The organism is Streptomyces sp. NPDC088354, assembly GCF_044753585.1.
GTDB lineage: Bacteria > Actinomycetota > Actinomycetes > Streptomycetales > Streptomycetaceae > Actinacidiphila.
On sequence record NZ_JBIVNJ010000036.1, the window covers coordinates 34,859 to 59,317 of the forward strand.

16 protein-coding genes and 3 pseudogenes are annotated in these 24,459 nt (G+C 70.3%); 10 read left to right on the forward strand and 9 right to left on the reverse strand.

Annotated features, from left to right (window positions below; translation table 11 throughout):
* Positions 1–256: 256 nt before the first annotated feature.
* The gene (locus tag ACIP98_RS34020) at positions 257–4,105 is read left to right on the forward strand and encodes a S8 family serine peptidase (RefSeq protein ID WP_401979710.1); all 3,849 of its coding nucleotides are present in this window, start codon (positions 257–259) and stop codon (positions 4,103–4,105) included.
* Positions 4,106–4,171: 66 nt separating this feature from the next.
* On the opposite strand, the gene ACIP98_RS34025 is transcribed toward ACIP98_RS34020, so the two are convergent.
* Together ACIP98_RS34025 and ACIP98_RS34030 are read right to left on the reverse strand one after the other, a co-directional pair.
* Positions 4,172–5,662 (reverse strand): FAD-dependent monooxygenase, encoded by a 1,491-nt coding sequence (locus ACIP98_RS34025; protein WP_401979712.1) that lies wholly within the window; start codon positions 5,660–5,662, stop codon positions 4,172–4,174.
* A 354-nt stretch (positions 5,663–6,016) separates the two neighbouring features.
* Positions 6,017–7,498: a CoA-acylating methylmalonate-semialdehyde dehydrogenase gene (locus ACIP98_RS34030; RefSeq protein WP_401979714.1), complete on the reverse strand. Its 1,482-nt coding sequence runs from the start codon at positions 7,496–7,498 to the stop codon at positions 6,017–6,019.
* 773 nt (positions 7,499–8,271) lie between these two features.
* Between ACIP98_RS34030 and ACIP98_RS34035 the strand changes: the two genes are divergently transcribed.
* Positions 8,272–8,820, forward strand: a complete 549-nt coding sequence (locus ACIP98_RS34035) for a GNAT family N-acetyltransferase (protein WP_401979716.1) — start codon at positions 8,272–8,274, stop codon at positions 8,818–8,820.
* A gap of 102 nt (positions 8,821–8,922) precedes the next feature.
* Here the strand turns inward: ACIP98_RS34035 and ACIP98_RS34040 are convergent, their stop codons facing one another.
* Entirely contained in the window at positions 8,923–9,747 is an 825-nt protein-coding gene (locus ACIP98_RS34040) for an alpha/beta hydrolase (RefSeq protein WP_319664967.1), read from the reverse strand.
* 80 nt (positions 9,748–9,827) lie between these two features.
* Positions 9,828–10,493 (reverse strand): DUF4097 family beta strand repeat-containing protein, encoded by a 666-nt coding sequence (locus ACIP98_RS34045; RefSeq protein ID WP_401979719.1) that lies wholly within the window; start codon positions 10,491–10,493, stop codon positions 9,828–9,830.
* A gap of 239 nt (positions 10,494–10,732) precedes the next feature.
* Between ACIP98_RS34045 and ACIP98_RS34050 the strand changes: the two genes are divergently transcribed.
* A complete protein-coding gene (locus tag ACIP98_RS34050) occupies positions 10,733–11,488 on the forward strand; it encodes a helix-turn-helix domain-containing protein (protein ID WP_401979779.1) in 756 nt (251 codons plus the stop codon).
* 66 nt (positions 11,489–11,554) lie between these two features.
* Here the strand turns inward: ACIP98_RS34050 and ACIP98_RS34055 are convergent, their stop codons facing one another.
* Positions 11,555–11,989, reverse strand: coding sequence for a nuclear transport factor 2 family protein (locus ACIP98_RS34055; protein WP_401979722.1), 435 nt, complete (start codon positions 11,987–11,989; stop codon positions 11,555–11,557).
* A gap of 164 nt (positions 11,990–12,153) precedes the next feature.
* On the opposite strand from ACIP98_RS34055, the gene ACIP98_RS34060 reads away from it, so the two are divergent.
* The gene (locus ACIP98_RS34060) at positions 12,154–13,062 is read left to right on the forward strand and encodes a helix-turn-helix transcriptional regulator (RefSeq protein ID WP_401979724.1); all 909 of its coding nucleotides are present in this window, start codon (positions 12,154–12,156) and stop codon (positions 13,060–13,062) included.
* Positions 13,063–13,199: 137 nt separating this feature from the next.
* On the opposite strand, the gene ACIP98_RS34065 is transcribed toward ACIP98_RS34060, so the two are convergent.
* On the reverse strand, positions 13,200–17,303 hold the full coding sequence (locus ACIP98_RS34065) for a carboxypeptidase regulatory-like domain-containing protein (RefSeq protein ID WP_319664973.1): 4,104 nt from the start codon (positions 17,301–17,303) through the stop codon (positions 13,200–13,202).
* Positions 17,304–18,046: 743 nt separating this feature from the next.
* On the opposite strand from ACIP98_RS34065, the gene ACIP98_RS34070 reads away from it, so the two are divergent.
* Positions 18,047–18,538, forward strand: coding sequence for a hypothetical protein (locus tag ACIP98_RS34070; protein ID WP_401979727.1), 492 nt, complete (start codon positions 18,047–18,049; stop codon positions 18,536–18,538).
* A 1,398-nt stretch (positions 18,539–19,936) separates the two neighbouring features.
* The gene (locus tag ACIP98_RS34075) at positions 19,937–20,263 is read left to right on the forward strand and encodes a DUF6176 family protein (RefSeq protein WP_401979729.1); all 327 of its coding nucleotides are present in this window, start codon (positions 19,937–19,939) and stop codon (positions 20,261–20,263) included.
* Between the two features lie 328 nt (positions 20,264–20,591).
* Here ACIP98_RS34075 and ACIP98_RS34080 read toward each other — a convergent pair.
* The 3 genes and pseudogenes from ACIP98_RS34080 to ACIP98_RS34090 form a co-directional block, all read right to left on the reverse strand.
* Positions 20,592–20,795, reverse strand: a pseudogene (locus ACIP98_RS34080) (transposase); the annotation flags it as partial.
* Between the two features lie 147 nt (positions 20,796–20,942).
* Complete coding sequence (locus ACIP98_RS34085) at positions 20,943–21,722, reverse strand: hypothetical protein (protein ID WP_401979732.1); 780 nt, start codon at positions 21,720–21,722, stop codon at positions 20,943–20,945.
* Between the two features lie 96 nt (positions 21,723–21,818).
* Positions 21,819–22,195: pseudogene (locus tag ACIP98_RS34090) on the reverse strand (hypothetical protein); the annotation flags it as partial.
* Positions 22,196–22,385: 190 nt separating this feature from the next.
* On the opposite strand from ACIP98_RS34090, the pseudogene ACIP98_RS34095 reads away from it, so the two are divergent.
* The 4 genes and pseudogenes from ACIP98_RS34095 to ACIP98_RS34110 all read left to right on the forward strand — a co-directional run.
* Positions 22,386–22,573 (forward strand): annotated as a pseudogene (locus ACIP98_RS34095) (IS630 family transposase); the annotation flags it as partial.
* A 161-nt stretch (positions 22,574–22,734) separates the two neighbouring features.
* Positions 22,735–23,127, forward strand: coding sequence for a S1 RNA-binding domain-containing protein (locus ACIP98_RS34100; protein WP_401979734.1), 393 nt, complete (start codon positions 22,735–22,737; stop codon positions 23,125–23,127).
* A gap of 52 nt (positions 23,128–23,179) precedes the next feature.
* Positions 23,180–23,458, forward strand: coding sequence for a S1 RNA-binding domain-containing protein (locus tag ACIP98_RS34105; RefSeq protein WP_401979737.1), 279 nt, complete (start codon positions 23,180–23,182; stop codon positions 23,456–23,458).
* A 422-nt stretch (positions 23,459–23,880) separates the two neighbouring features.
* Complete coding sequence (locus ACIP98_RS34110; protein WP_401979740.1) at positions 23,881–24,291, forward strand: DUF6924 domain-containing protein; 411 nt, start codon at positions 23,881–23,883, stop codon at positions 24,289–24,291.
* Positions 24,292–24,459: the final 168 nt, after the last annotated feature.

Here is a 24,459-nt window from a genome sequence, read left to right on the forward strand (position 1 = left end):
ACCGCGCTGTTCCGTATGTGTCAAATCTTCGAAATTCGACGGAACGGGGAAATGCGGGAATTGGCCATGGAGGGCTCCGGTGGCGTGGTGCGGAACCCGGCCCGGGGACGTTCTGTGAGGTCAAGTGCCGTTGTGGCGTGACTTGTCCGATTGTTGAGCGCTGCATGTTACGACCATGGAAGCTATTTGTTCAAGGGCTTTACATTTCCTCTTCAGGGATGGTCGGATGCGATCCATGGTCGACCTTGGAGACAAAGTGCGAGTTCCCATTGTCCGAAGATCTGCGGCATCGGTTGCCGCGGTTCTCGCCGTCACCCTGGCCACCCCCGGGGTGGCCCACGGTGTCGCACCGGTACTGCCGGCCGCCGCGTCCTCGGCCGGGACGGACGGCGCGCAGCGTCCGCCGGTCACGGTGACGCTGATCACCGGAGACAAGGTGACGGTGGCTCAGGGGTCGGACGGGCGTACCCCCACGCTCGACGTCAAGCGTGCGCCGGGCGCGACAGGGTCGGTGCGCGTCGTCGGCGAGGGCGGCGACACGTTCGTGTACCCCGACGAGGCCATGCCCTACGTCGCGACCGGGCGGCTGGACAAGCAGCTCTTCAACGTCACCCGGCTGGTGTCCCAGGGCTACGACGACGCCCACGCCAGTGCGCTGCCCTTGATCATCACCCACCCCGACGTCGCGTCCGCTCGCACGAGCGCCGCCACCGGCGACACACTGCTGCCGGGGGCGAAGACCACCCTGGCCCTTCCCTCCGTCCACGGAACGGCCGTTCGCGCCCAGCGGTCGAAGGCCGCCGCGTTCTGGTCGGCGCTCACCGGCACCGGCTCCGGCGGGCCGGACGAGAACGTCCAGCGGTCGACCGCGCGGACCGGTGAGGCCACGGACGACGCGCACGCGCCGTCCTTCGCCGCCGGTGTGTCCACGGTGTGGCTGGACGGAAAGGCGGAGGCGGACCTGGCCGACAGCACGGCACAGGTCGGTGCTCCCGCCGCCTGGGCCGCCGGCGGCACGGGCGCCGGGGTACGGGTCGCGGTGCTGGACTCGGGCGTGGACTCCACCCACCCGGACCTGGCGGGCCGCGTTGTGGCGTCCCGCAGTTTCGTCCCGGGCGACGACGTGCTCGACCGGAACGGCCACGGCACCCACACCGCCTCCACCGTCGCCGGAACCGGCGCCGCCTCCGACGGCAAGGAGCGCGGTGTCGCTCCTGGCGCGGACCTGATCGTGGGCAAGGTCCTCGGCGACAACGGCTCGGGTGCGATATCCGGGATCATCGCCGGCATGGAGTGGGCGGCGCGGACCGAGCACGCCAAGGTGATCAACATGAGCCTGGGCACCGCGGCATGGCACACCCAGGACGACCCGCTGAGCCAGGCGGTCAACCAGCTGAGCGCCGAGACGGGCGCGCTGTTCGTCATCGCCGCGGGCAACAGCGGCAACAGCCCCTACAGCGTGAGCGCGCCGGGCACCGCCGACGCCGCGCTCACCGTGGGCGCGGTGGACTCCTCCGACCACCTCGCCGACTTCTCCAGCGCCGGACCCCGCCTGAGCGACGACGCCCTCAAGCCCGACCTGACGGCCCCCGGCGTGGACGTGCTCGCGGCGCGTTCCCAGTACATGAACGACGGCGGTGAGGGCTACTACCGTTCCGACAGCGGCACTTCCATGGCGGCGCCCCACGTCGCCGGCGCGGCGGTCCTGCTGGCCCAGAAGCACCCGGCGTGGACCGGGCAGCAGATCAAGGACGCGCTCATGGGCACCAGCGTCCTGACTCCCGACTACACCCCCTACCAGGCAGGCACCGGCCGCCTGGACGTGGCCGCCGCCTACCTGAAGGACCAGATCGTCGCGACCGGATCCGTGGACGCCGGGCTCGTCCCCTGGTCGCCCGGCAAGCAGCGGAAGCCGGTCACACGGCAGATCACCTACACCAACACCACCGACCGGTCCGTCACGTTGCAGCTCTCGACCGCTCGCGGCGCCTCGCCCGCGGGTGTGTTCACCCTCGCCGCCGACCACGTCACGGTCCCGGCCCGCGGATCCTCGACGGTCGGCCTCGTGGCGGACCCGAAGGGACTGGCGGCCGGCCAGTACGCCGCCCAGGTCACCGCCCGTTCGTCGGCCGGTGCGGTGCACACGGCCGTGGGCCTGTCCGTCGAGTCCGAGAAGTACGCACTGACCGTCCACCTCAAGGACCGGGCGGGCAAGCCCGTCAGCGGAGAGGTCGAGATCACCGGCGCCGACGGGAAGACCACCGTCCTGTGGGTCCCGGACGGTACGCTCACCAGCCGCTGGGCCCCCGGCTCCTACACCGTCGTCTCCACCCTGGACGTGGAGGGCCGCCACGGCCCGCACTCCCTGGGATACGCGGTGCTGACCGTTCCCGAGCTCGACCTGACGGCCGACCGGACCGTGGAGCTCAACGCCTCGGGCATACGCCAGGTCAAGGTGGCCACGCCCAAGCCCACGTCCGTCACCACCAGCAGGATCGACCTGTTCCGTTCCTTCACCTCGAGCAAGCCCACGCCCGCGGACTGGCAGGCGCTGCACGAGATCCTCATTCCCTCGCCTGCCTACGACAGCCTGTGGGCCCTGCCGACCAAGGGCAAGGTGAAGAAGGGCAGCTTCGTCTTCACCACCCGCATCCGCGCCAAGCAGACTCCGCTGAAGATCACCTACGGCGGGCGCAGCCTCGACGACACCCTGCTGGTGCAACCCGGATCCCGCCCGTTCAAGGACGGCACCGCGCACGTCGACGCCGTGTTCGCCGGCGACGGAACGGCCGCCGACTACGCCGGAGTGTCGGCGCGCGGCAAGGCCGTCGTCGTCCGCAGCAGCGCGGCGGCGGCCCCCACCGACCAGGCAGCCGCGGCGCGGACCGCCGGGGCCGCGATGCTTCTGGTCGTCAACGACACCGACGGCCGCAAGATCGACTGGTACGGCGACCCGGACGGCATGACGACCGGTCCGCTCCCGGTCGCCACGCTCACCACGGACGAGGGCGAAGCCCTCATCAAGAAGATCAGGTCCGCGGGGAAGGGCGGAGCGAGACTGACCGTCGAGGCGCATCCTTCGCCGAAGTACCTGTACGACCTGGCCGACTACCACCAGGGAGGCATCCCGCAGGACCCCTCGGCGGCAACGGATCCCGGCAGCCTCGCGCGCATCGAGAACGACTTCGCCCCGCCCGCCGGCAAGCAGGTCACCGAGAGCCGGGAGGACAGCCCCTCGTACGAGTACTGGCCGGCCGCCTACCCCTACGCGGTGTACGGGTCGGTGCGGGTCCCTGCCTTCCCCAGGGAACCGGTCGCCGCCGGGCACCGTACCGACTGGGTCTCCGCCAAGAACGGCGTCAAGTGGCAGCAGTACGCGACCACCGACGACTGGTCGACCTTCAGCGACATCGTGGGCTACAAGCCGGGCAGCGTGCACAGCGAACGCTGGTTCGGCCCCATCACCCGGCCGCGCATCCTCGGCTTCGAGGTCCCGCACCGTGTCGGCAACGGCATGGGAGGAACGATCGCGGGATTCGGTGACGGTGGGTCCGCCCACAGCGGCCTGACCTCATCCCTGTGGTCGCGGAGCTTCGCGCTCTACCAGGGGGACCGGCTGCTGGCGCAGAACGGGCCGCGGCCCGATCTCGGAGTGGGCGACCTGGCACCGGAGAGCCTCCCGTACCGGCTCGTGGTCGACACGAAGGGGAACACCGACTTCACGCCCTATTCCAGCGCCACGCACACCGAGTGGACCTTCCTCTCCGGCAACGCCGAGGACCAGGCCATCCCCTTGGCCCAACTCGACTACGGAACGGAACTGGACGCCGCGGGACGGGCGAAGCGCACGTCTGCCTTCTCCGTCACTCCCACTGTCGCCGGCAGTGACGCGGCCAAGGACGCGGTCTCCTCGGTCAAGGTGGACGTGTCCTACGACGACGGGAAGTCCTGGCGGTCGCAGGAGCTGAAGGAGAGCAAGGGCAGCTGGCGGACGGTGCTCCACGCGCCGGCCCGCGCGGATTACGTGTCCGTCCGCGTCACCGCCAAGCAGCGCAACGGCGGCGGTATCACCCAGACCGTCACGCGGGCCTTCGGTCTGGAGTAGCCCGTGCCGGCGGCCGGTGCCCCGCCCCTGCCGGGGTGGGGCACCGGCCGCTCAGAGGCCTCGCGGTCAGCGCCGGACGGCGGCGAGCGCGGCTGCCGCGGCAGCCGCGAGCGTCCCGTCCCCGCCTGCCCGCGCGGCCCAGGCGACATGGCCGTCCGGACGGATCAGCGCCGCGCGGAGCCGGTCCCACTCCGTCCGGGCCGCGCCCGGGTCGTCCGCGACCACGGTCAGCACGTGCGGCGGGGGCGCGTTCCCCGCGAGGGCGGACACGGCCTCCGCGTCCGCCTTCGAGGCCACCAGCAGCACGTACCGGTCGGGGGCGATGACCGAGAAGAGTCCCCTGCCGTCGGAGAGCCGGATGTCCGGGGCCCGGTGGCCGACCAGAGGATGGGCGTCACCGCCCGGCGGATAGGCGACGGCGAGCCCGGACAGTTCCTTCGCCAGCAATGCGGAGAAGGCGGGCACGTCGGCCACGGCCCGGTTCAGCACCGAGCGCAGGGACAGCAGATCCGGCCGGAAGTCGGTCATGAGCGACGTCTGGGCGCGGACGAGTTCCATCAGGGCGAGCCCGGCGCCGTGGCGTTCGTCGTGGTAGCTCTCCAGCAGCCCGTCGGGAGCCCAGCCCCGCAGGGTGGCCGCGAGCTTCCACCCCAGGTTCCAGGCGTCCTGCAGGCCGACGTTCAAGCCCAGGCCGCCGACCGGGAAGATGCGGTGGGCGGCGTCTCCGGCGAGGAGGACGCGTCCGCGCCGGTACCGCTCGGCGAGCCGGTTGGCGGATCCCGTCCTGGAGATCCAGAGGGGATCGCGGAGGCCGAAGTCCGAGCCGGCGATGGCCGCCAGCCGGGTGCGGAGCTCCTCCGCCCCGGCGTGTTCCGTCCAGTCCTCGTCCCCGTCCTCATCGGCGTTGACCCCGCCGACACGGTGGACGCCGTTGCCCATGGGCACGACGAGGGCCTGGCCCGCGGCGCTGTTGCGCTGGAAGTACGGGACCGCTGGCGGGTCGTCGAGCGTGACGTCGGCGATCCAGGTGTACGCGGTGGACTCCGTTCCCGGGAAGGCGATCCCGGCGGCCTTGCGGACCCCGCTCGCGGCGCCGTCGCACCCGGCCAGGTAGTCCGCCTCCAACGGATACGTCCCGGTCGCGCTCTCCACGCGGGCCACCACGGAATCGGCATCCTGCGTCAGGCCGGCGAAGGAGTGCCCACGCCTGATGTCCACACCCAGGTCCAGGGCGTACCGCTCCAGCAGTTCCTCCACCCGCGGCTGCCCCAGGACGAGGATGTGGGGGAAGGGGGTGTCCAGCGCGCTGAAGTCGACGCGCTGGTCGAGCAGCCCGAAATGCGAGTTCGGGATCTTCCTGCCCTCGTCGAGGAAGAGGTGGGCGATTCCGCGCGACGCCCAGATCTCCATCGTCCGCGGATGGATCGTGAACCCCTTCGAATGGGGAAAGCGCTCCTCGCGCCGCTCGACGACCGTCACGTCGACGCCCGCCAGACGCAGTTCCGCCGCCAGCCACAGGCCCGTCGGCCCGGCACCGACGACAACGGCCTCTCCCATGCGTTCCTCCGCCGATGAGTGGATCCACGGGCGCGGTCGGTCGATCCGCGCCCCCGCAGTGGCCTGTCGGCGGGGACAGTAACAGAGAACCGCTGCCGGGCCGACCGTCCGGTCCCGGTCAACACGACTGCCGCGCAGGGGAGTTGGCCGCCTCGAGCCGCGTCGGCGGCCGGGGCGGCGCTGCGCACCCTGTCAGGTGCGGCCGGGACAGGAGCGGAGGATGCGGTGGCCGGTCCGCAGCCGTTGGCCTGCAGGCGCGGCCGGGGGGCGGCCCCGCTCGTCGCCGCGCGGTACTACCGCGCGGCGGCAGAGCGCGAACGCATCGTCGCCGGACCGCGCGCGGCCTTGCGGGGCTCAGCGCGGCTCAGGGCGGTCCGGCTCCGGCCACAGGCTCGTGATGACCTTGCCCTGCGTGTAGAAGTGCACGGCCTCGCTGCCGTACATGCGGTGGTCACCGAAGGCCGAGTCCTTCCAGCCGCCGAATGAGTGGTAGCCCACGGGCACCGGCATCGGCACGTTCACGCCCACCATGCCGGCCTCGACCTCCCGTTGGAACCGGCGCGCCGCGCCGCCGTCGCGGGTGAAGATCGAGGCGGCATTGCCGAAGCGGGAGCCGTTGACGATGCCGATGGCCTCGTCGTACGTCTCGGCGCGCACCACGCACAGGACGGGACCGAAGATCTCGTCGCGGTAGGCGTCGGAGTCCGTACTGACCTTGTCGAGCAGCGAGATTCCCATCCAGTACCCGTTCTCCAGGCCCTCGACGGTGAAGCCCCTGCCGTCGAGCACCACGTCCGCTCCCTGGGCGGCCGCGCCCGCGACGTATTCGGCGACCTCGTCGCGGTGTGCCCTGGTGACGAGCGGGCCCATCTCGGACTTCGGGTCGTTGCCCGGGCCGATGGTGAGCTTCGTGGCCCGCTCGACGATCCGGGGGACCAGCGCGTCGCCCGCCGAGCCGACCGCGACCACCACGGAGACGGCCATGCAGCGCTGGCCCGCGGAGCCGTAGGCGGCGGACACGGCCGCCTCGGCCGCCGCGTCGAGGTCCGCGTCGGGCAGCACCAGCATGTGGTTCTTCGCTCCGCCGAGGGCCTGGACGCGCTTGCCGCTCGCGGACGCCCTGCTGTAGACGTGGCGGGCGACCGGCGTGGAGCCCACGAACGACACCGCCGCCACGTCCGGGTGGTCGAGCAGCGCGTCCACCGCGACCTTGTCGCCGTGCAGGATGTTGAGCACGCCGTCGGGCACCCCGGCCTCGGCCGCGAGTTCCGCGAGGAGCAGGGACGCCGACGGTGCCTTCCCGCTCGGCTTGTGGACGAAGGTGTTCCCGCAGGCGATCGCCATGGGGAACATCCACATGCTGATCATGGCGGGGAAGTTGAACGGCGAGATGCCGACGACCACGCCGAGCGGCTGCCGGATCGACGCCACGTCGACGCGGCTCGACACCTCCGTGGACGTGTCGCCCTTGAGTGCCGTGCCGATCCCGCAGGCCAGTTCGACGATCTCCAGGCCCCGGGCCACCTCCGCCAGCGCGTCCGCGTGGACCTTGCCCTGTTCGGCGGTGATCAGTGCGGCGATGTCGTCGCGGCGCGCGTCCAGCAGGGCACGGTAACGGAAGAGGATCGCGATCCGCCGGGCGAGCGGGGTCGTACGCCACGTCGCATAGGCCTCCTTCGCCGCGGCGACCGCCGCGTCGGCCTCCTCCGCGCCGGCCATCGCCACCCGGGCGGTGACCTCGCCGGTCGCGGGGTCGGTGACGGCGCCCCAGGTGCCGGAGGCACCCGAAGCGTCGACGAAGGGCTTGCCACCGATCCAATGGGTGACGGTCTTCATCGGCAGAACTCCTCCAAGAATGACGGCGGCGGGCAGCGAGGGTCTGGTCGCCGCACCTCACACGCCTTGATCGCGGCCGGACGGGGCCGCGCCCTCAGCCGAGCAGGTGCCACCACGCCCTCGGGGCCGGCACCGCTGAGTTGGAATCTACTGCTCAGATCCCCGCGAAGAGGCGGACGGGAGGCCCGCGGCCCGATGTGCCTGCGACCGGTCCAGCAGTGTGGTGGCGCGGGTCACTGCCCTCCCTTGTGCCTCGCGGGCTGCGGTCGCCCCGCCCGGGGCGGTGCGTGAGGCCGGTCAGAGCCCCGCGGCAAGGATGTGGTCGATCCGCCTGTGCCGGCGCGGGATTCGCCGCCGCGCCGGCGGCGACCTTGGCTTCCGGGTCCGCCGGCAGTCGCCCCGGCACGTCCGGGCTGACGTTGGGGTGCCGGGCCACGCCCGCACGCAGGAACGAGTCCTCGTCGGCGGCGAGACGCCGCAGGGCCGGATGAAGTCCCGCGTGGGCGTCCCGGATGGCAGGGTCGGGGTGCTCGGCGATCCGGCGGCGCATCGAGGGGGGACACGGTGCCCGTGCAGGAGCACTGCCGCATCGCTTCGTCCGTCCTGGTCCGCCGGCCGCCCGAATCCCGGCAGTTGCACCTGCTCGCGATGGACCGTGCGCCCATGCGACTGAATGCGCATGCGTGGTGTCGGGCCTGCCGCCCACACGTGCCGGGCCCAGCATGCGGCGATGAAGGGTCCATGCCCGGCGGGCGTGCGTTAGTTTGCCCGCCATGATTGAACTCGGACCGGTCACCTGGCCACCTGCCCCGATCACGACCGAGCGGCTCGTGCTCCGCGAGTCCGAGGCCCGCGACCGCGCCGGGCTGATCGAGCTGTTCGCCTCATCAGAGGTGGGCACCCACATCGGCGGCCCTCGGCCGCGTGATGAGCTGGAGCGCTCGGTGCCTGAGGTGCCTGGGCAACGCCCCGGCTTTTTCGTGGTCGAGCTCGACGGAGCGTTGATCGGCATCGTCACGCTCGACCGGCGTGCCACCGAGCGGCCGGGTCACGTCCGCCCGGAAGGCGGCGAGGCGGAGCTCGGCTACATGTTCCTCCCTCAGGCGTGGGGACACGGCTACGCCACCGAGGCGTGCGCAGCGGCCCTCGACTGGTTCGCCGACACGCTTCCCGGTGAGCCGGTCGTGCTCACCTCCCAGACCGCCAACGTCCGCTCGACGCGGCTCGCGACGAAGCTGGGTTTCACCGAGGTGGCGCGGTTCGAGGACTACGGCGCCGAGCAGTGGTGTGGCGTCCTGTCCCCGGTCTCGCCGTCCGGTTGAGCTCGTGCTCATTGCCGCCGGACGGCGTCACCACCGAGCGGCGGGCCCGACACCACGCATTCACATTCAAGAGCGGGCTCGTGGCCGACGGGCACTCACCTCTCACGGTCCGTCCGGGCTTTCGGGGCGCGGGGCGATGTCCCGAAGGGCCTGGGCGACGGCGGGGTAGTCCTTCTTCAGGATGGCCCCGTGGTTGCTGGTGACCTTCGCGGCGATCTCGATGCGGGGGTTGCGGGCGGTCACGGCGTCGAGGCCGGCGCGGATGCGTTCCTGTTCGTCGCCGCGGCTTCCGAAGGACGTGCCGGAGGCGACGACGTAGCGGACGGGGACGGCGATGTCGTCCAGTACGGGGCCGAGTTCGCGTTCGCGGGAGAGCCTGCCGAGTTCGATGTTGCTGTCGGCCTGCTGCTCGGCGTTCATCCGCGGGGCCAGGCCGGTCGGGCGCAGCAGGGGCAGGAACCAGCTCATGCGCCGGAACAGCTTGCGGATGCGTCGCTCCATCGCGTCGTCGAGCCAGTCGTGGGGGAACGCGCCGTCGACCAGGACCGCGCCCAGAGCGCGCTGCGGGTTGCGGCGGGCCCAGTGCGCCGCGACGACGGCGCCGTAGGACCAGCCCACCACCAGCGCCCGGTCGACGTTCCGGGCGGCGAGGACCGCGTCGACGTCACGGACGGCGGCCTCGAAGGAGTAGTCCGCCGAACGCTTCGACTTCCTGCCGCGGGCCCGCTCGTCGTAGGTGATGTGCCGCCACTGCGGGCCGAGTTCGGCGATGACGCGGCGCCAGTACCCCTGGGTGGCGAACTGGCCGTTGAGGTACACCACGGGGATGCCGGGGCCGCCGGAGTCGGTGACGGCCAGGGCGGTGTCGTCGACGGGCACCATGCCGGTCCACTGCGGACTCGTCGAGGAGGAGCTGTTCTTCGTCATGTGTTTCCCTCTGCTCGTGTCGGGTGTCGTGTGCGTCGGGTCGTGGTGGGCTCGGCCGGGCGGTTGCCGGTGGGGGTCGGTCAGAGGCTGCGGGCGGTGATGTCGCCGCGGGCGGTGGTGGCGCGGATGTCGAGGCCGGCGGCGCCGTCGTTCTTGAGGGCGTTGCCGATGCGGCCGTGGCCGGTGCCGGCGTCGAGGACCGCGGAGACGCCGGCGGCGGCGGTGACCGTGATGTCGCCGGTCTCGGTGCGGAGCACGACCGTGCCCTGGACGGCCTCGGCGATGGTGATGTCGCCGCGTGCGGTGGTGATCTGCGCGGGGCCGTCGAGCCGGCCGATCTCGACGTCGCCGTCGACGGCGGTGAGGCGGACGCTCGCGGCCTCGTCGATCGTGATCTTGCGGTACGCACCGTCGAAGGCGATGTCGCCGAGGCGTCCGGCGCTGTGCAGTTCGGCGGCGGCGGTCGTGGCCCGGACGTGAGAGCCGGCGGGCAGGTGGACGGTGATCTCCAGGGATCCGCGGCGCCCGACGAGCCGGTTGTCGGGGGCCGGGGTGGTGACCCGCAGGACGCCGTCGGCGTAGGAGACGGCGGTCTGCTGGGCGGTCGCGGCGTCGCGGCTCTTGCCCGGGTCGGCGGGCAGGACCTCGACGGTGGTGTCGGTGCGGTCGGCGGCGACGAACCGGACGCGCCCGGCGGGGACGTCCAGGACGGCGGAGATCGGGGCGGCGGCGTCGAACGTGTGCATCGTGGTCTCCCGTGTCGTCTCAATGTTTCTGACATCGGAAACGCTACGTTGCTTTCCATATATAGGCAACGCCCTTGTTGCATCAAATCAGTAATCATGCAGGCCAGTGCCATAAAGCCATTGCAACGATGCTGAGGAGAACGCAACGGCTGCAGTCCCGATCATTGCAATGATCGAGAGGTGAACGCTATAGTGGCCGGACCGGGGACCGATCCGAGGAACAACCGAGGGAGATGACGATGCCGGGAGGCAGGCTCACTCAGTCCGAACGCCAGCAGATCGCGCTGGGGCTGGCCGACAGCCTGCCGTATGCGGAGATCGCCCGGCGTCTGGAGCGCCCGACCTCGACGGTCACGCGCGAGGTGATGCGCAACGGCGGCCCCACCGCCTACCGCGCCGACCTGGCCCACCGCGCCACCGAGCACCGCGCGCACCGGCGCAGGCCCGCTGCCACGCGGGGGGCGGAGTCGGTCCCGCAGCCGCACGGACGTGATGCCGCGGCGGTGGCCGAGTACGAAGAGACCTTCACGACCGTGCTGATGGCCTCGGGCCTGAGCAAGATGACGGCCCGGGTGCTGACCTGTCTGTTCACCACCGACGCGGGCAGTCTCTCCGCGTCCGAACTCGCCCAGCGCCTGCAGGTGAGCCCGGCGTCGATCTCCAAGGCGATCACGTTCCTGGAGAGTCAGAGCCTGGTCCGCCGAGAACGTGACGAACGCCGCCGCGACCGCTACGTCGTCGACAACGAGCTCTTCTACCAGGCCACGATCGCCAGCGCCCGGGCCAACGACCAACTCGTCGCCACGGCCCGCCAGGGAGTGGCGGTCCTCGGCCCGCAGACCCCGGCGGCCGCGCGCCTGGAGAACATCGCCCGCTTCCTCGACTTCATCAGCGAGAGCATCACCCGCGCCGCCGAACAGGCCCGCGAGGTCCTCCACGCCAAGCCCGAGAGCACCGCGGACGACACCACCCGGACGCCCCCGGACCACGGATAGCCAGATGTCCGGAGGAACGGCCGAGTTGCCCGCGCCGGGGCGGCGCCCCGGCCGCGACAGGGGCCGTCAGGCGGTCGCCGCCTCGGCGCGCGCGTAGAACGCGGCGAGTTCGTGCGGGTTCTTGGTGTAGACGTCGATCTTGTGTACCGCGCCGTTCTCGACCTGGTGGATCTCGACCATGGTCAGCGGGAACCGTTCACCGGTGGTGTGGGCCGTGAGTGTTCCCGTGAGCGTTCCGACCACGCCGGCCGGGCCCTGGAACACCTCGGCCGCGGTGATGGCCACGTCGGCGTAGCCCGTCATCGCGCCCAGAACCGACCGGACGAACGCCTCGCGGCCCTGGTGCACGCCGCCGTAGGGGAGTTGGGCCGGTTCGTCGACGATCACCTCGGGGGCGAGCAGCGCCAGCACACCGGGCACGTCGCCCTTGGCGAGGGCGTCGTACAGCGCTCGTACGACGTCCGCGGGGTTCTGCGGCGCTGTCTCGATCCGGTCGTTCATCGTGGGTGTCCCTTCAGTCGGGCCGAGGTCCCGAGGTCCGGTCGGACCCCGGTGGACCGGGGCAGTCACCATGCAACGGCAGGCGGCGCCGGCGGGGGAGTCCGCGCTGTGAGGGGTACCGGCAGGGACCCCCACCGGGGGCACGGCCTGCCTACCCTGTCGTCATGGACAACCGGGGCGCAGTCAGCGCATTCCTCCGCTCCCGACGCGAGAAGATCACCCCCGAGCAGGCGGGTCTGCCGGTGTACGGGCAGCGGCGGGTGCCCGGACTGCGCCGGGGCGAGGTCGCGGCGCTCGCCGGGGTGAGCGTGGAGTACTACACGCGCCTGGAGCGCGGCAACCTCAAGGGTGTCTCCGACAGCGTGCTGGACGCTCTCGCCCAGGCCCTGCGGCTGGACGACACCGAGCGCATGTACCTGCATGACCTGGCCCGGGCCGCGGGGCCGGCGGCCCGGGCGCGGTCCCCGCGGCGGGAGGCCCGGCCGGCGGTGCGGGCGAGTGTGGCGCGGATCGTGGAGGGGATGCCGGGGATGCCCGCGTACGTGATGAACAACCGCCTCGACACGCTGGCCGCCAACCCGCTGGGCCGGGCCCTGTACTCGGAGATGTTCGCCGACCCGGCGTGCGAGGGGAACGTCGCCCGCTTCGCGTTCTTCCACGCCGCGGCACGGCGGTTCTACACCGACTGGGAGCGGATGGCCCGCTTCGCCGTGGGCGCGTTGCGCGTCGAGGCGGGGAAGCACCCCCACGACCGGGAGTTGTCGAACCTGATCGGTGAACTGTCCACCCGCAGCGACGCCTTCCGCGTGATGTGGGGGTCCCAGAGCGTCCACGTCTTCCGCGACAGCACCAAACGCCTGAACCACCCGCTCGTCGGCGATCTGGAACTCGACCAGGAGACCATGAGCCTGCCGGACGAGAGCGGCCTGAGCGTGGTCGTCTACAGCGCGCCTCCCGGGTCCGCCGCCGAGGACGGCCTGAAGCTGCTCGCGAGCTGGTCCGCCACCGCCGGGCTGGAAGAGGACGCCGCGTCCGCCGGCACACCATCATCCCCGCGGCCCCCACAGCCCTGAGCGGCGCCACCGGGCGACGACGGACGGCCGGCCCCCCGAGGGGACCGGCCGTCCGTCGTACCGCGGTTCACGCCCGGGGCGCGCCGGCGGCCCCGTTCCCGGAGCCGCCGGCGCCCTTTCCGGCCGCGTTTCCGGAGCTACTTGCGCTTGAGGGTGAAGTTGCCGGTGACCGTCGCTCCCTTCTTCAGCTTCAGCGTGGCGACGGTCGGCTGGTAGCCGTCCTTGGCGACGATGACGGTCAGCGGGTTGTTACGGGTGTCGAGCCACAACCCGTAGGTGCCGTCTGAGCCGGTGGTGAGGGTGTAGGTCGAGGCCCAGCTGTCGATCTGCACGGTCGCCCCGGCCAGCGGCGCGGTGCCGCCGCCCGCCGTGTTGCCCAGGACGAGACCGGCGATCTTCCCCCAGGTCTTGGGCGGGTCGACGTGCAGGGTGACCGGGATGCGCGGCACGGAGTACGGCGTGTCGGTGCCCACGCTCAGACCGGCGGTCAGGTCACCGGGCTGGGTCACCGAGGCCGCCGAGGCGTCCAGGGAGACGGTGACGGTGGTGCTGGCACCGGGCTCCAGGGTGAGCTGCTGGACGCTCGTGCTCAGCCAGTCCACGTCACCCGATCCGGTCTGGTCGTAGCCGGGGAGCACCTCGACCTTGCCGACCGGCGTGCCGGGGGCGTTGCCGCCGCCGACCTTGTAGAAGCCGGGCGCGCCGCCACCGCGGTAGGTGGCGAGGTTGGCGTTGGGGAGCTCGCCCCAGGTGCCGGAGGCCGGGTCGAAGGCCTGGCTGCGGTTGGTCAGGGCGTTGTTCCCGACACCGCCGACGAGGATCAGCCGGCTGTTGGCCGCGGCGTAGGAGGTACCCCACTGGGGGGCCGGTACGTCCGCGAGCTGGGACCAGCTGTCGGTGCCCGGGTCGTAGGCGTAGGTGTGGGTGACGTCGTTGTTGCTCGCGCCCAGACCGCCGGCGCAGTAGATCTGGCCGTCGATGGCGCCGCAGGCCTCCCACGAGATGGCCTCGGGGTAGGCGGCGATCTGGGACCAACTGTTGGTGGCGGCGTCGTAGACACTCGCGTCGGTGGTGCCGCACGAGTCGGCGGCACATCCGCCGATCATGTACAGCTTGCCGTCCAGGACGGTGGTGCCGGAGCCCGCGTACGGCTTCGGCGCGGACGCGCCGGTGGTCCAGCTGTCCGACTGCGGGTCGTAGATCTCCAGCTTCCCGTCCGGGGCGCCCGTCGGGCCCCAGCCACCGGCGACGTAGAGCTTGCCGTCGATGAACCCGTGCGCGGGGTCCTCCCGGGTGTCGGAGGCGCTCGCCAGCTTCGTCCAGCTGCCGGCGACCGGGTCGAGGACGTACAGGTCCTTGACGTCGGTGGATCCGTTGTAGCCGAAGGCGGAGTAGACCTTGCCGTCGAGGGTGGCGACGGCGTTGTCCATCAGGGCGCCCGGCAGGTCCGGGGCGCTCTGCCAGGTGTCGTCCGCCGGGGCCGCCGCGGACGGCTTGGCCGCGCCGGACGCCGCGTGGGCCTTGCTGGACAGCGGGTTGAAGTCACCCTTGACGGTCTGCAGCGCGGCGCCCTTGGCCTGCTGGGTGAAGCCGCCGGACTGCTCGCCGAGCTTGACCGTGGCAGCTGCGCCACCGGTGTTCTTGACGGTCAGCTTCTGGGTCTTGGCACCGCCCCAGGCGACGGAGGCGGAGACGGAGGCCGGGGTGATGGTGACCTTTCCGGCCTTGAGCTTGAAGTTGGCCTGGACGGCGCTGTCGGCCCCGGTCTTCACCGACTTGGTCACCGAGGTGTACTTGGCCTTGGCCGCGGTGAAGGGGTGGCTGCCGAAGGCGGTCGAGACGAAGGAGTAGAAGCCGTCGGGCAGGTTCGGGTCGTCGGGAGTGGCCACCGTGGTGGTCGACTCGGCGGGCTTGTCCTGGCTGGTGACACCGGCTCCGACGATTCCCTCACCGGTGTTGGCGTCGGTCACGGTGCCCACGACCAGGCCGGCCGGGACGGCGGTGAGGTGCCGGTCGCCGACGAAAACGTTGTCGACGGCCCACCACCAGCCGAAGCTCCCGGTGAAGTGGAAGCGCAGCTGCACCGCGGGCTTGCCGGCGAAGTCCGACAGCGAGGCCTCGATGCGGTCGCCGGCGACGTCCGAGCCGGGGGCCCAGATCCTCGTCCAGTGCGCGCCGCCGTCCGAGGTCGCCTCGACGACCGCGGACTGGTCGCCGAACGACTTGTACTCGGTGTTGAAGGCCACCTCGGGGTCGTTCTTCCCGGTGAAGTCGTAGACCGGGCTGACCAGCGAGCTGTCCTGGGTGGCGCCACCGCCGAAGTGGTCGCTGTCGACGATGGCGAACGCGCCGTCACCGCCGGTGCGGTTGGTGCGGTTGCCCGGGTCGTCGAACTCCCAGCCGCCCGTGGTGTCCTCGGCGTTCTCCACCTTCCAGCCGGCCGGCGGGGCGTCGGTGGCGTCGAAGGGCTCGTTGGTGCCGGTCACGTCGACCTTGTATCCGGGCGGGGTCGCCGTCCAGGAGTCGACGGGGACCGAGATGCCCACCGTCTGGGCGGAGTCGCCGACGGTGACCGTCTTGCTGACGGCCTTGTAGCCGGGGGTGGCCGCCGCGACGTGCAGGGTGTACGAGTGCCCCTGAGGCAGGTCCAGGCTGTACGCGCCGGTGGCCGGATCGGTCCACACCGCGCCGGGGACGCCGTCCGCGGTGATCTTGGCGTACAGCGGCCAGCCGTGGCCGGCGCCGTCGGTGACCTTGCCGGCGACCGTCTGGCTGGGCACCGGGGCGAGGGTGAAGTTCTTGGTGACCGTGGCGTCGTCGTCGACCACGACACCGCCGGCGGAGCCGTCGGCGTAGCCGAACGCCGCGACGGAGACGTCGTAGGTGCCGGTGGGCACGGTCAGCGAGTACGCGCCGGAGGCGTCCGTACGGGCGGAGTTGTCGCCCGCGCTGACGGTCGCGCCGGCCAGGGCCTTGCCGGTGGCGCTGTCGGTCACCGTGCCGGTGATCACGCCGTGCGGACCGCTGCGGAACGCGGTCAGGCCGGCGGGGGTGCCGAGCCCGGTCGGGCCGTCGTAGCCGGTGGCGCCGTTGCACAGGTACGACGGGGAGCAACTGCCGTTGCTGCCGGTGGTGACGTCGTTGATGCCGGTGCCCGCCGCGTACGGATAGGCGTTGGGGTACGAGCCGGCGACGGGGGTGCCGGCGGCGGCGTACACCGAGGCGATGATGGGCGAGGAGACGCTGGTGCCGCCGTAGACCGCCCAGCCGCCATTGCCGTAGGTCTGGTAGACCGCCACGTCCTGCGCGACGGCGGAGACGTCGGCCAGGGACCGGTGGTCACAGCCGGTGTCCTGCTGGAAGGCGGGCTTGGGCTCGTACAGCGAACAGCCGGAACCGGCGTCGCCCCAGGCGGACTCGGTCCATCCGCGGGTCGTGGACGGGGCGCGGGTCAGCGTGGTGCCGCCGACCGCGGTCACGTACTGCGATGCGGCCGGGTAGCTCACGCCGTAGCCGTAGTCACCGGTGGACGCGGTGATCGCGACGCCGGGGTGGTTGTAGTGGGCGTCCAGTTCCGTGGTCTCGGACGGGTCCTCGCCGTTCCCGCCGCGGTAGTCGGTGCCGTAGGAGTTGGAGACGTACTTCGCGCCGAGCGCGACCGCCTGGTCGACGGCGGCGGACAGGCTCTCGAAGCTGTTGTCGTCGGCCTCGACCAGCAGGATGTGCGCGTTGGGCGCGCTCGCGGAGACCATGTCGAGGTCGAGCGAGATCTCACCGGCCCACCCGGGGTCCGGCGTGGGGTAGTCGGTGCCGCCGCGCTGGTCGACCTTGCGGAAGCAGCCGTTGTCCGTGGTGCAGGCCGGCAGCCCGAACTGCGCCCGGTAGACGGCGAGGTCCGACTCGGCGGTCGGGTCGTCGAAGGCGTCCACGATGGCGACGGTCTGACCGGCACCGCCGTCGGCGGGCAGGTCGTAGGCGCTCTGCAGATCGCCGGCGCCGTAACCGGCGGGGGTGCTCGCCGCCTTCATCAGGCCCTTGACCGGCTTCACGTCCGTGCGGCGCAGGGCGAAGCAGCTGAACTGGCCGGGCTTCGGCGTGTCACAGGTCGGTTCGAAGGCCGGGCGCGCGCCGGTGGCCGAGGCGGCCGGGCGCGCGTCCGCGACGCTCGTCGCCCCTGCCGGTGCCTGTACTCCGAGCACCGCCATGGCGGCGGCGCCGAGGACGGCCAGGCCCCTGGCCACCCTCCGGTGGACAGGGTGTGCGGTTCTCGCTGGTCTGTGCAACGTGACTCCCATGCGTGCTTGCTGGGATCGAGCCGCGTACGGCTCCTGGGTGAGGTGAGCGCCGGGGCGTTCACCGGGGCCCATTAGCGAGATGGGTTCTGTGCATGTCAATGGGGATGTTGTGAGGACGGTGTGACCGAACGTCACCACATGGGTGTGGTGGCCACGTATTTCCGCTGGGAATGTCGCCAAATGCCCGCGCCTCGGCGTCCGCTGAGCGAACGCCGGCGTCTCGTCAGGCGTGACCGTTCACGGAAAGTATTGAGGGCGTGAATACGACACAAGACGGGAAGCCGCCAGCGCCGCCGAATGGAACCGGCCACATCGTGGGGGGGCCGACTATTTGTGCTGGTCAAACCACTGTGCGGGGGTGTCATGGTGCCGCCGCACGCCTGCCCGCCGGTCGGGCGGATGCCGGCGTCGCTCCTCCTGCAGCGGGTCCGGACGGATCCGGGCAGAGCCGAGTGGCAGCGTGTTCCACCGTCACGCCCTGAGCCGCGCGGGCTCCACGGTGTGTCGGTCGCAGCGGGCGGGGAGGCAGCAGGGACTGCTGTGATTCCTGTCGGGGCCAGACCCTCGCGTCATGGGGAAACCCAACGTGGGCAGGGCGACAGCGGCTGACGACGCTTTCCGATGTGTCATCGGGTGGCCTGGGCTCGTCCCGTGGAAATCACCGGGGGGTGATCCCCATGGGGGGACTCATGAACTTCTTGAGTGGCTTACTCTTGATCGTTCTCGGGGCACCGCTCGTCGGCATCACCGGCCGGGTGATCGAGAACTCCGGGCGGGCGGGCCTCGGCAGGACGATCTTCATCGGCGGGTACCTCGCGGTGCTGGGGGCTTGCTGTCTGGCTGATCGTCGGCAGTCCCTGACGGTCGTCAGGCCGCACGGGGGCAGGACGTCGGCGGGGGTGTCGGCGCACCGACGGTGGGCCCTGCAGGAACTGGCCGCACAGTCACTGGACCTACCCTTCAGCACGTACCGCCGACATCTCACCAGGGACGCAGAACTGCTCTGCGACCGCCATACACCCGTGACTCGGGTAGACGCCGGCAAACCCGAGTCCAGGGCGTCGAGAGTGACGACGGTGCCGGTCAGGTCCAGCAGCGCCAGCAGCGGACGCTTGCAGGTGGTCCCGTTCGGCTTCGCACCGATCTCCATCTGGGTGACGGTCACGACGGTGCCGGGGTGACCGCGGAGAGCAGATGCCGACGCGTCGCGGTCGAATGGGCTGATCCCCTGAGCGCCTTGCCATCGACGGCTATGGCGCGAGGCCGCCCGGATGCAGAGACACGCGGCGCCGGTCGGCCAGGTAGGCGCCCACCGCCGGGCCCAGGGGCGTCAGCGTCAACATCCCTCAGTACACACCCGATCGAGACCGGCGACGGCATCCGCCGCCACCTGAGCAGATGGCGGCGGATGCCGATGACTCCCCAACAGAGTGTCTGCGGCACGTTGGCCCCGGCCCAGTTCGCACTTCGACCAGTGGTCCCGGCAACCCGCAAGCCGCCAGGTCCCGCCCGCAGCGGTCTCGAACTCGGAGAAGTCCACCTGCCAGACCTGGTTCGGCCTGCTCGGCTCGGTGGCGAAGGCGGCCTTGCGGCGGGTGGCGTCCCGGACGCGCTCACGGGCCGGGCGCGGCCGCGGCCTTCGCCGGCGTGCCCTGGCGGGCGCAGGCCTGGTGGCGCCGCCAGGTCCGCTCGCGCACGCCGACCAGTCGGCAGAACCTCGTAGTCGGCATGCCCGCATCTCTGCGGATCACCTCGAGGTCCTCGAAGGGCTCTGTCGGCCCTCAGCGGATTACGTCCACACCCGCACCTCGACCGCAGCCTCGCCGGCGCCTGTGCCACGTCGGCAACCTCTGAATCAAGTCGCTGTTCCCGACCGCTCGGGCCGGACTTGCCCGCGAGGCCGGCCCGGCCGGACTCCAGGAACTGGCGCTTTCAGTTTCCGATCGACAGCACGATCCGGACCTTCTCCTCCGGCGGCACCGGCGGCGGCCTCACCATGATCGGTCGGACTCCTTCACAGGTCAGGACCCGCAAGATACGAGTCCGGCCACGAAGTCTGACGCGCCACAGAGGCACTCCTGTGCCATGTGAGGAGCTGCTCGACACAAATCCCCAGTGTAGTTCCCTTTGATCTTGAGGTGCCGCTCTGGCGCCGCCACGGTCAAGCCTTGCGCAGGCCTGTCATCAGTGCTGACACACACCCTCCAGGACCATGGGTGACCATAATTGCAGCTGCCGTGTCCATCAGTGAAGCTCGGCGAGACATGCGAAGTGAGTGATACGGAGCCGAACTTTCATTCGGTGAAAGTTTTTTGCTGCCCCGCGGTTCGGAGGTATTGTGCGGACGGCCGACGGTATTGACGGGAACTGGCCGATGGCATGCCGACGACTCGGCAGTTCTCGGACGATCTGTCGGATAGAGAGGATTCGGCGGCACAGAACGACCTGATGCCCCGACGGGCAAAGGTGCCGATTGGCCTGAGACGATATGAGTGACGAGTTCGCAGTACAGCCGAAATCAGGGGTACCTTTGCCGTCGTGGGTATCGGTTCGCGCCCCATAAAGGAAGGATTTCAGTCATGCTGCATATAACCGTGACTCGGGTGGATCCAAATAAAGTGGAAAGGCTTCGCGATTGGTTGCAGATGCTGCAGGGTCCGCGACGGCATGAGGTCACCGCGACCTTGGTTGATGAAGGTGTGCGGCACGAACGTGCGGTGCTCGTTGAGTCCTCGGACGGACCGCTGCTGGTCTATGTTGTCGAGTGTGACGACTATGAAGCGGCGCGGGCCGCTTTCGCGAAGTCCGAGCACCCGATAGATGCGGAACACAAACAGGTGATGGCCGAGGTGGGGGGCGCTCCTGTGCCGTTCGAGGAGCTGCTGGACGTGAAACCCCCGGTGTAGTTCCCTTTGATCTTGAGGTGCCGCTCTGGCGCCGCCATGGTCAAGCCTTGCGCGCCGGCCTGTTGTCTGCGCTGTCACACCCTCCAGGACCATCCATGCCTGAATGTAGCTGCCGCGTCCGACGCCGGACGGTCCCGCCGGCTGCGAGCACCGGACCCTGGAGCCGAAAGAGGCCCAGAGCCTGGTCATCTTCGGAGTGGGGGCAGAGAGGTTGTCCCACTACGGACGTCGGCTTTTCAGGGTGACGCTGGGTCGTCGAGGGTCAGGCGGGTGCCGACTGTGCAGCCGTCGAGGTGTCGCGCCGGTACTGCAGGCGCTTGAGCCGGTTGCGGAGGTTCACCGAGTCGTTCGCGCACCGAGACCAGTCCAACTCACCGCGGGCCCCGAGTTCGTCGAGGACCAGGCGGTGGAGCTTGGCCCACACCCGGGCCTTCGTCCACTCGGTGAACCGGCGGTGGGCCGTCGCGCCAGACGGCCCGAACGAGACAGCGGGCAACTGCTGCCACGTGCAGCCCGAAGTGGCCACGAACACGACCTGGCCTTTCTCGGACTGGCCGCGGCCCTCTGCTGCAACAAACGGCTCCGCAAATGACCATGTCGGACACGGTCTAGGAGGCCATCCCATGGGGCGAGTCCGCGGCAGCGGATGAGGGTGCAGGCGGCGGTTGGTCGCGCCCGCTCAGCCGGCCGAAGGGTCCTGTGTCGCCTCGCGTGCCTCGGTCAGGGTTCGCTGCCTGAGGCCGCCGCCGAACAACTGAAGCGTGGTGGCGGCCAGGATGTCATCCCTGCCGATGGTCCGCGCGGTCACCCTGCGGGCGGACAGGGCTCGGAAGGAGTCCTTGCGGAGTGGGGGCGCGGGTTTGCCCGCCACCACCAGGGTGACGGTACCGAAACGTTCGCCCCCGCCCTCGCGGACGATGGTCGCCGCGTCCCGGGCGAGGTCCGTCAGGAACACGCTCGCGATTCCGTCCAGGTCGCGGACCATCGCCGGGACGGCAGTCGCCCCCTGGCTCCGCAGCAGCTTCCTGACTCCGGCCTCGAACCTGTGGGCGCCGACCACAGCACTCGGTTTGCGTGACCTGCTGCGCTTAGGAGAAGGCAGTATGACACCCTCGGCGTCGGACAGGACACCGGTCAGGCCCCGAAACGTCGGGCTGTGGTCATACCACTTGTCCCCTACTTCCAGCTCGACGTTCCGGTCGATCGCCGAGAGAAGGTCCCTGGGAATCAGCTTCTTCCGGGCCTCCTCCGCCGCCGCTCTCCTCGCGCCGTCAATTATCTCTGTCAGCACTGTCCGCGTCACCGACGCGGCGGCCCACGCGGCCGAACGAGAGACGTGCATCGGGGTCACGTCCCTGAACACCGCTTTGACGAGGGAAGCCTTGAACGGCGAGACACCATCCATGACCGAGGCGGTTCCGGGACCGATGCGCTTACGGCGTGCGGGCTGTGCGGTCATCAGAAGAAACGCTCCCTGTTGTCAGAGTTGTCAGAGGCCCCCACTTCACCACGCAGACGCGTTCTCTCCCGCCATCGTCTGTCAAGCGGCACCCGGTCAAGAACCTGACGGGCACATCCTGGCAGCCGGACCGATGGTGATGTCGTCCCCATGGGTGAGTCTGCGGCAGCAGATGAGGGGGCGAGCGATGGCGGTGAAGGCGAGGAAGTGGTCGGCCTCACGGTCGCAGCGGCGGTGGAGCCGGCGGCAGTTGGCGTGGCGCGTTCGATCGTCCGGCGGTGGCGGCCCAGTCACTCTGAGGACTCGACTCCTTTCCTTACGATGTGGTGCTGGATGCCACGCTGGCGTAACCATCGCCGCAGGCCAGCGTAGTCATAGTCCTGGTCGGCGCGCAGCTTTCCCGGCTTGCGCCGCCGGCGCCCGTGGCAGGAGCGGATCGGTGGTATCCCTTGTACGAGGGGGATCAGTGCCCGAACGACACAGCGGGCAGCCGCTGCCCGTGCAGCCGGGGTGGCCACGAACACGATCTCCGCATAGACCCCACGATCACCATGCTGGCGTCAACCGTCACCCTGAGGGCGCGCGACGACGCCGCCGGCACCACGTGCTGGCACAACCCCCCCGCCTGTCCGGTACCGGCCGCGCAGCAATGCCCGTCACCGACGACAGTTCACCCTGACCAACTCCCACCAGCCCGACCACACCGTCCAGACCCGGGCCCTGCACGCGTACTTCGCTGGCGCCACGCCAACGCCCGCCACCCCCTCGCCGCCCAACGCCGAGAACGCACCCGCATCCGCAGCGAGAAAGGCAGCCACTGGGGCGGACGAGCATGGGCAACCGCAGCCTGACCACGCCCCCTCCGGGCCCGGCGCACAGCTCGCCATGAGAGGCTGACGGGATGGGGGCGGCGCCGGACGATCAGACTTCCCGGGAGTTCTTGGCAGGGGTCCACGTTGGCGACCTCTACAGCGGGACGGTTGCAGAGATCACGCGGTCTCACGGGGTGGCGGTGACGCTGGACGGATTTTCCGCGCGCCCGCTGGGAATCGTCTGGCCGGCGGACGTCTCCTGGCGCCGGAATGTGGCTGCGGCCGTGAAGATCGGCCAGCGGATCACTGCTGAGGTGCTTGCCGTTGACCTGGACGAGGGCCGGGTCAGGCTGGCGATGACCGCCACCGAGAATCCAGAACTTTGGGCGTTCCTGACATCACGACACCGCGGAGAGGTCCTTTCCGGAAAAGTCGCGGCGATCGAGCGGTTCGGCGTGTTCGTGTCGCTGGACGACGGCCCGGACCACCCGGTCTTCCCTGGCGTCGGCTTCATCACGATCCCCGAACTGTCCTGGCGCCGCATCGACGCAGTTTTCGGACGTCGTTCGGGTCGGACAGCACATCTCATGTGAGTTCCTTCAGTTCGACGACTGGAACGGAGAGGCAAGGCTGTCCTTGAAGGCGATGCGACCGGACCCCTTCGCGGCGTTCATCGAAGGCACTGCCGTGGGCCAGACGCTGCACGGACAGGTCACCAAGGTGGTCCCGTTCGGCGTCTTCGTTGAGGTCGCCGACGGCGTTGAGGGACTGGTCCATCTACGAGAGCTCACCCGGATGCCTGTGGAGCCTCCGGAGAACGTCCTTCAGGTCGGCGACGAGGTCACGGTCGTCGTCACAGAAATCGACCGGGAACGACGCAGGCTGGCACTCTCTCGACGTCACGTCTCACCCGACTTCCGGTGACACCAGTGTGTCGCTGTCTCCCTGCGCGAGTGCTCAGGTCGCTCAGCCCATTTGGTGAAGGCGAGGCCCCGCCCCCAACCCGGTGAACTTATGCGGTCAGCACTGGGCGGGGTGAAGTCGTGACCCGCCGGAAAGGGGCGACTACGTGCCCGCGATCGGTTCGCACCGAGGAGTGCCCTATACGGCGCATCAGCTCCCGCTTTCGCGTGGAGGCCTGGTTGCGAGGTCCGCCACGACTCCGTTTACCTAATCGATGATGACCTGCTGGTGAATCCGCGCGCGGTCGTCGCCTCCCGGCCGCAACTCGGTCCTGCGCTTCCGCTGCGTACCTGCTGCCCGCGCCATCCGGAACGTCGCCGACCCGCGCAAGGCATGCCCCCTTGGCTCCGCCAGCGGCAGTTCTCGGGTCAGAGTATGGCCGCATGGCTCTGCCTTACGCCGACGATCTGGCGTCCCAGGTGCTGCGGATCGATTTCAGCGACGATTCGGCCTGGGAGGCCCTGAGAATGGCGATCGACGCTGCAGACGACACAGCCGCGACGTACATCGACGACAAGTGTTTCGCTGACGCGAGCATTCGGACCTTGGTCGATGAGGATGCCGCATCCGAGGAGGACGACAAGATCACATACGTGTTCCTAGCGGATGCAGTCACCATGACTGATCCGACGCGCCCGCTTCTCGCCGTCGATCTGTACGACGATCCCGGGCGGAGTTTCCGCGTCCCGGTCGAGTGGAACCCCGAAATCTCCGCCAACCTGAGCATCGCCAATATGGACTTCCCCGACTCCGCTGACTGCACGGACGGCTCTGACACGTTCCGCGGTTGGTGACGGCGACGCCACTGAATGCCCGGGCATGCTCCCGCGCGCGAAGGTGGTAGCAGCGGCCGTCATTGCCGTCGTGCTCAACGCCTCGGGAGCAGCCGGTCCACGTGACGACAGCGCCCGGAACGCGGTGAGGCGGCCGACCGCTGGGGCCCCGGCCGTGCTCGACCGCAG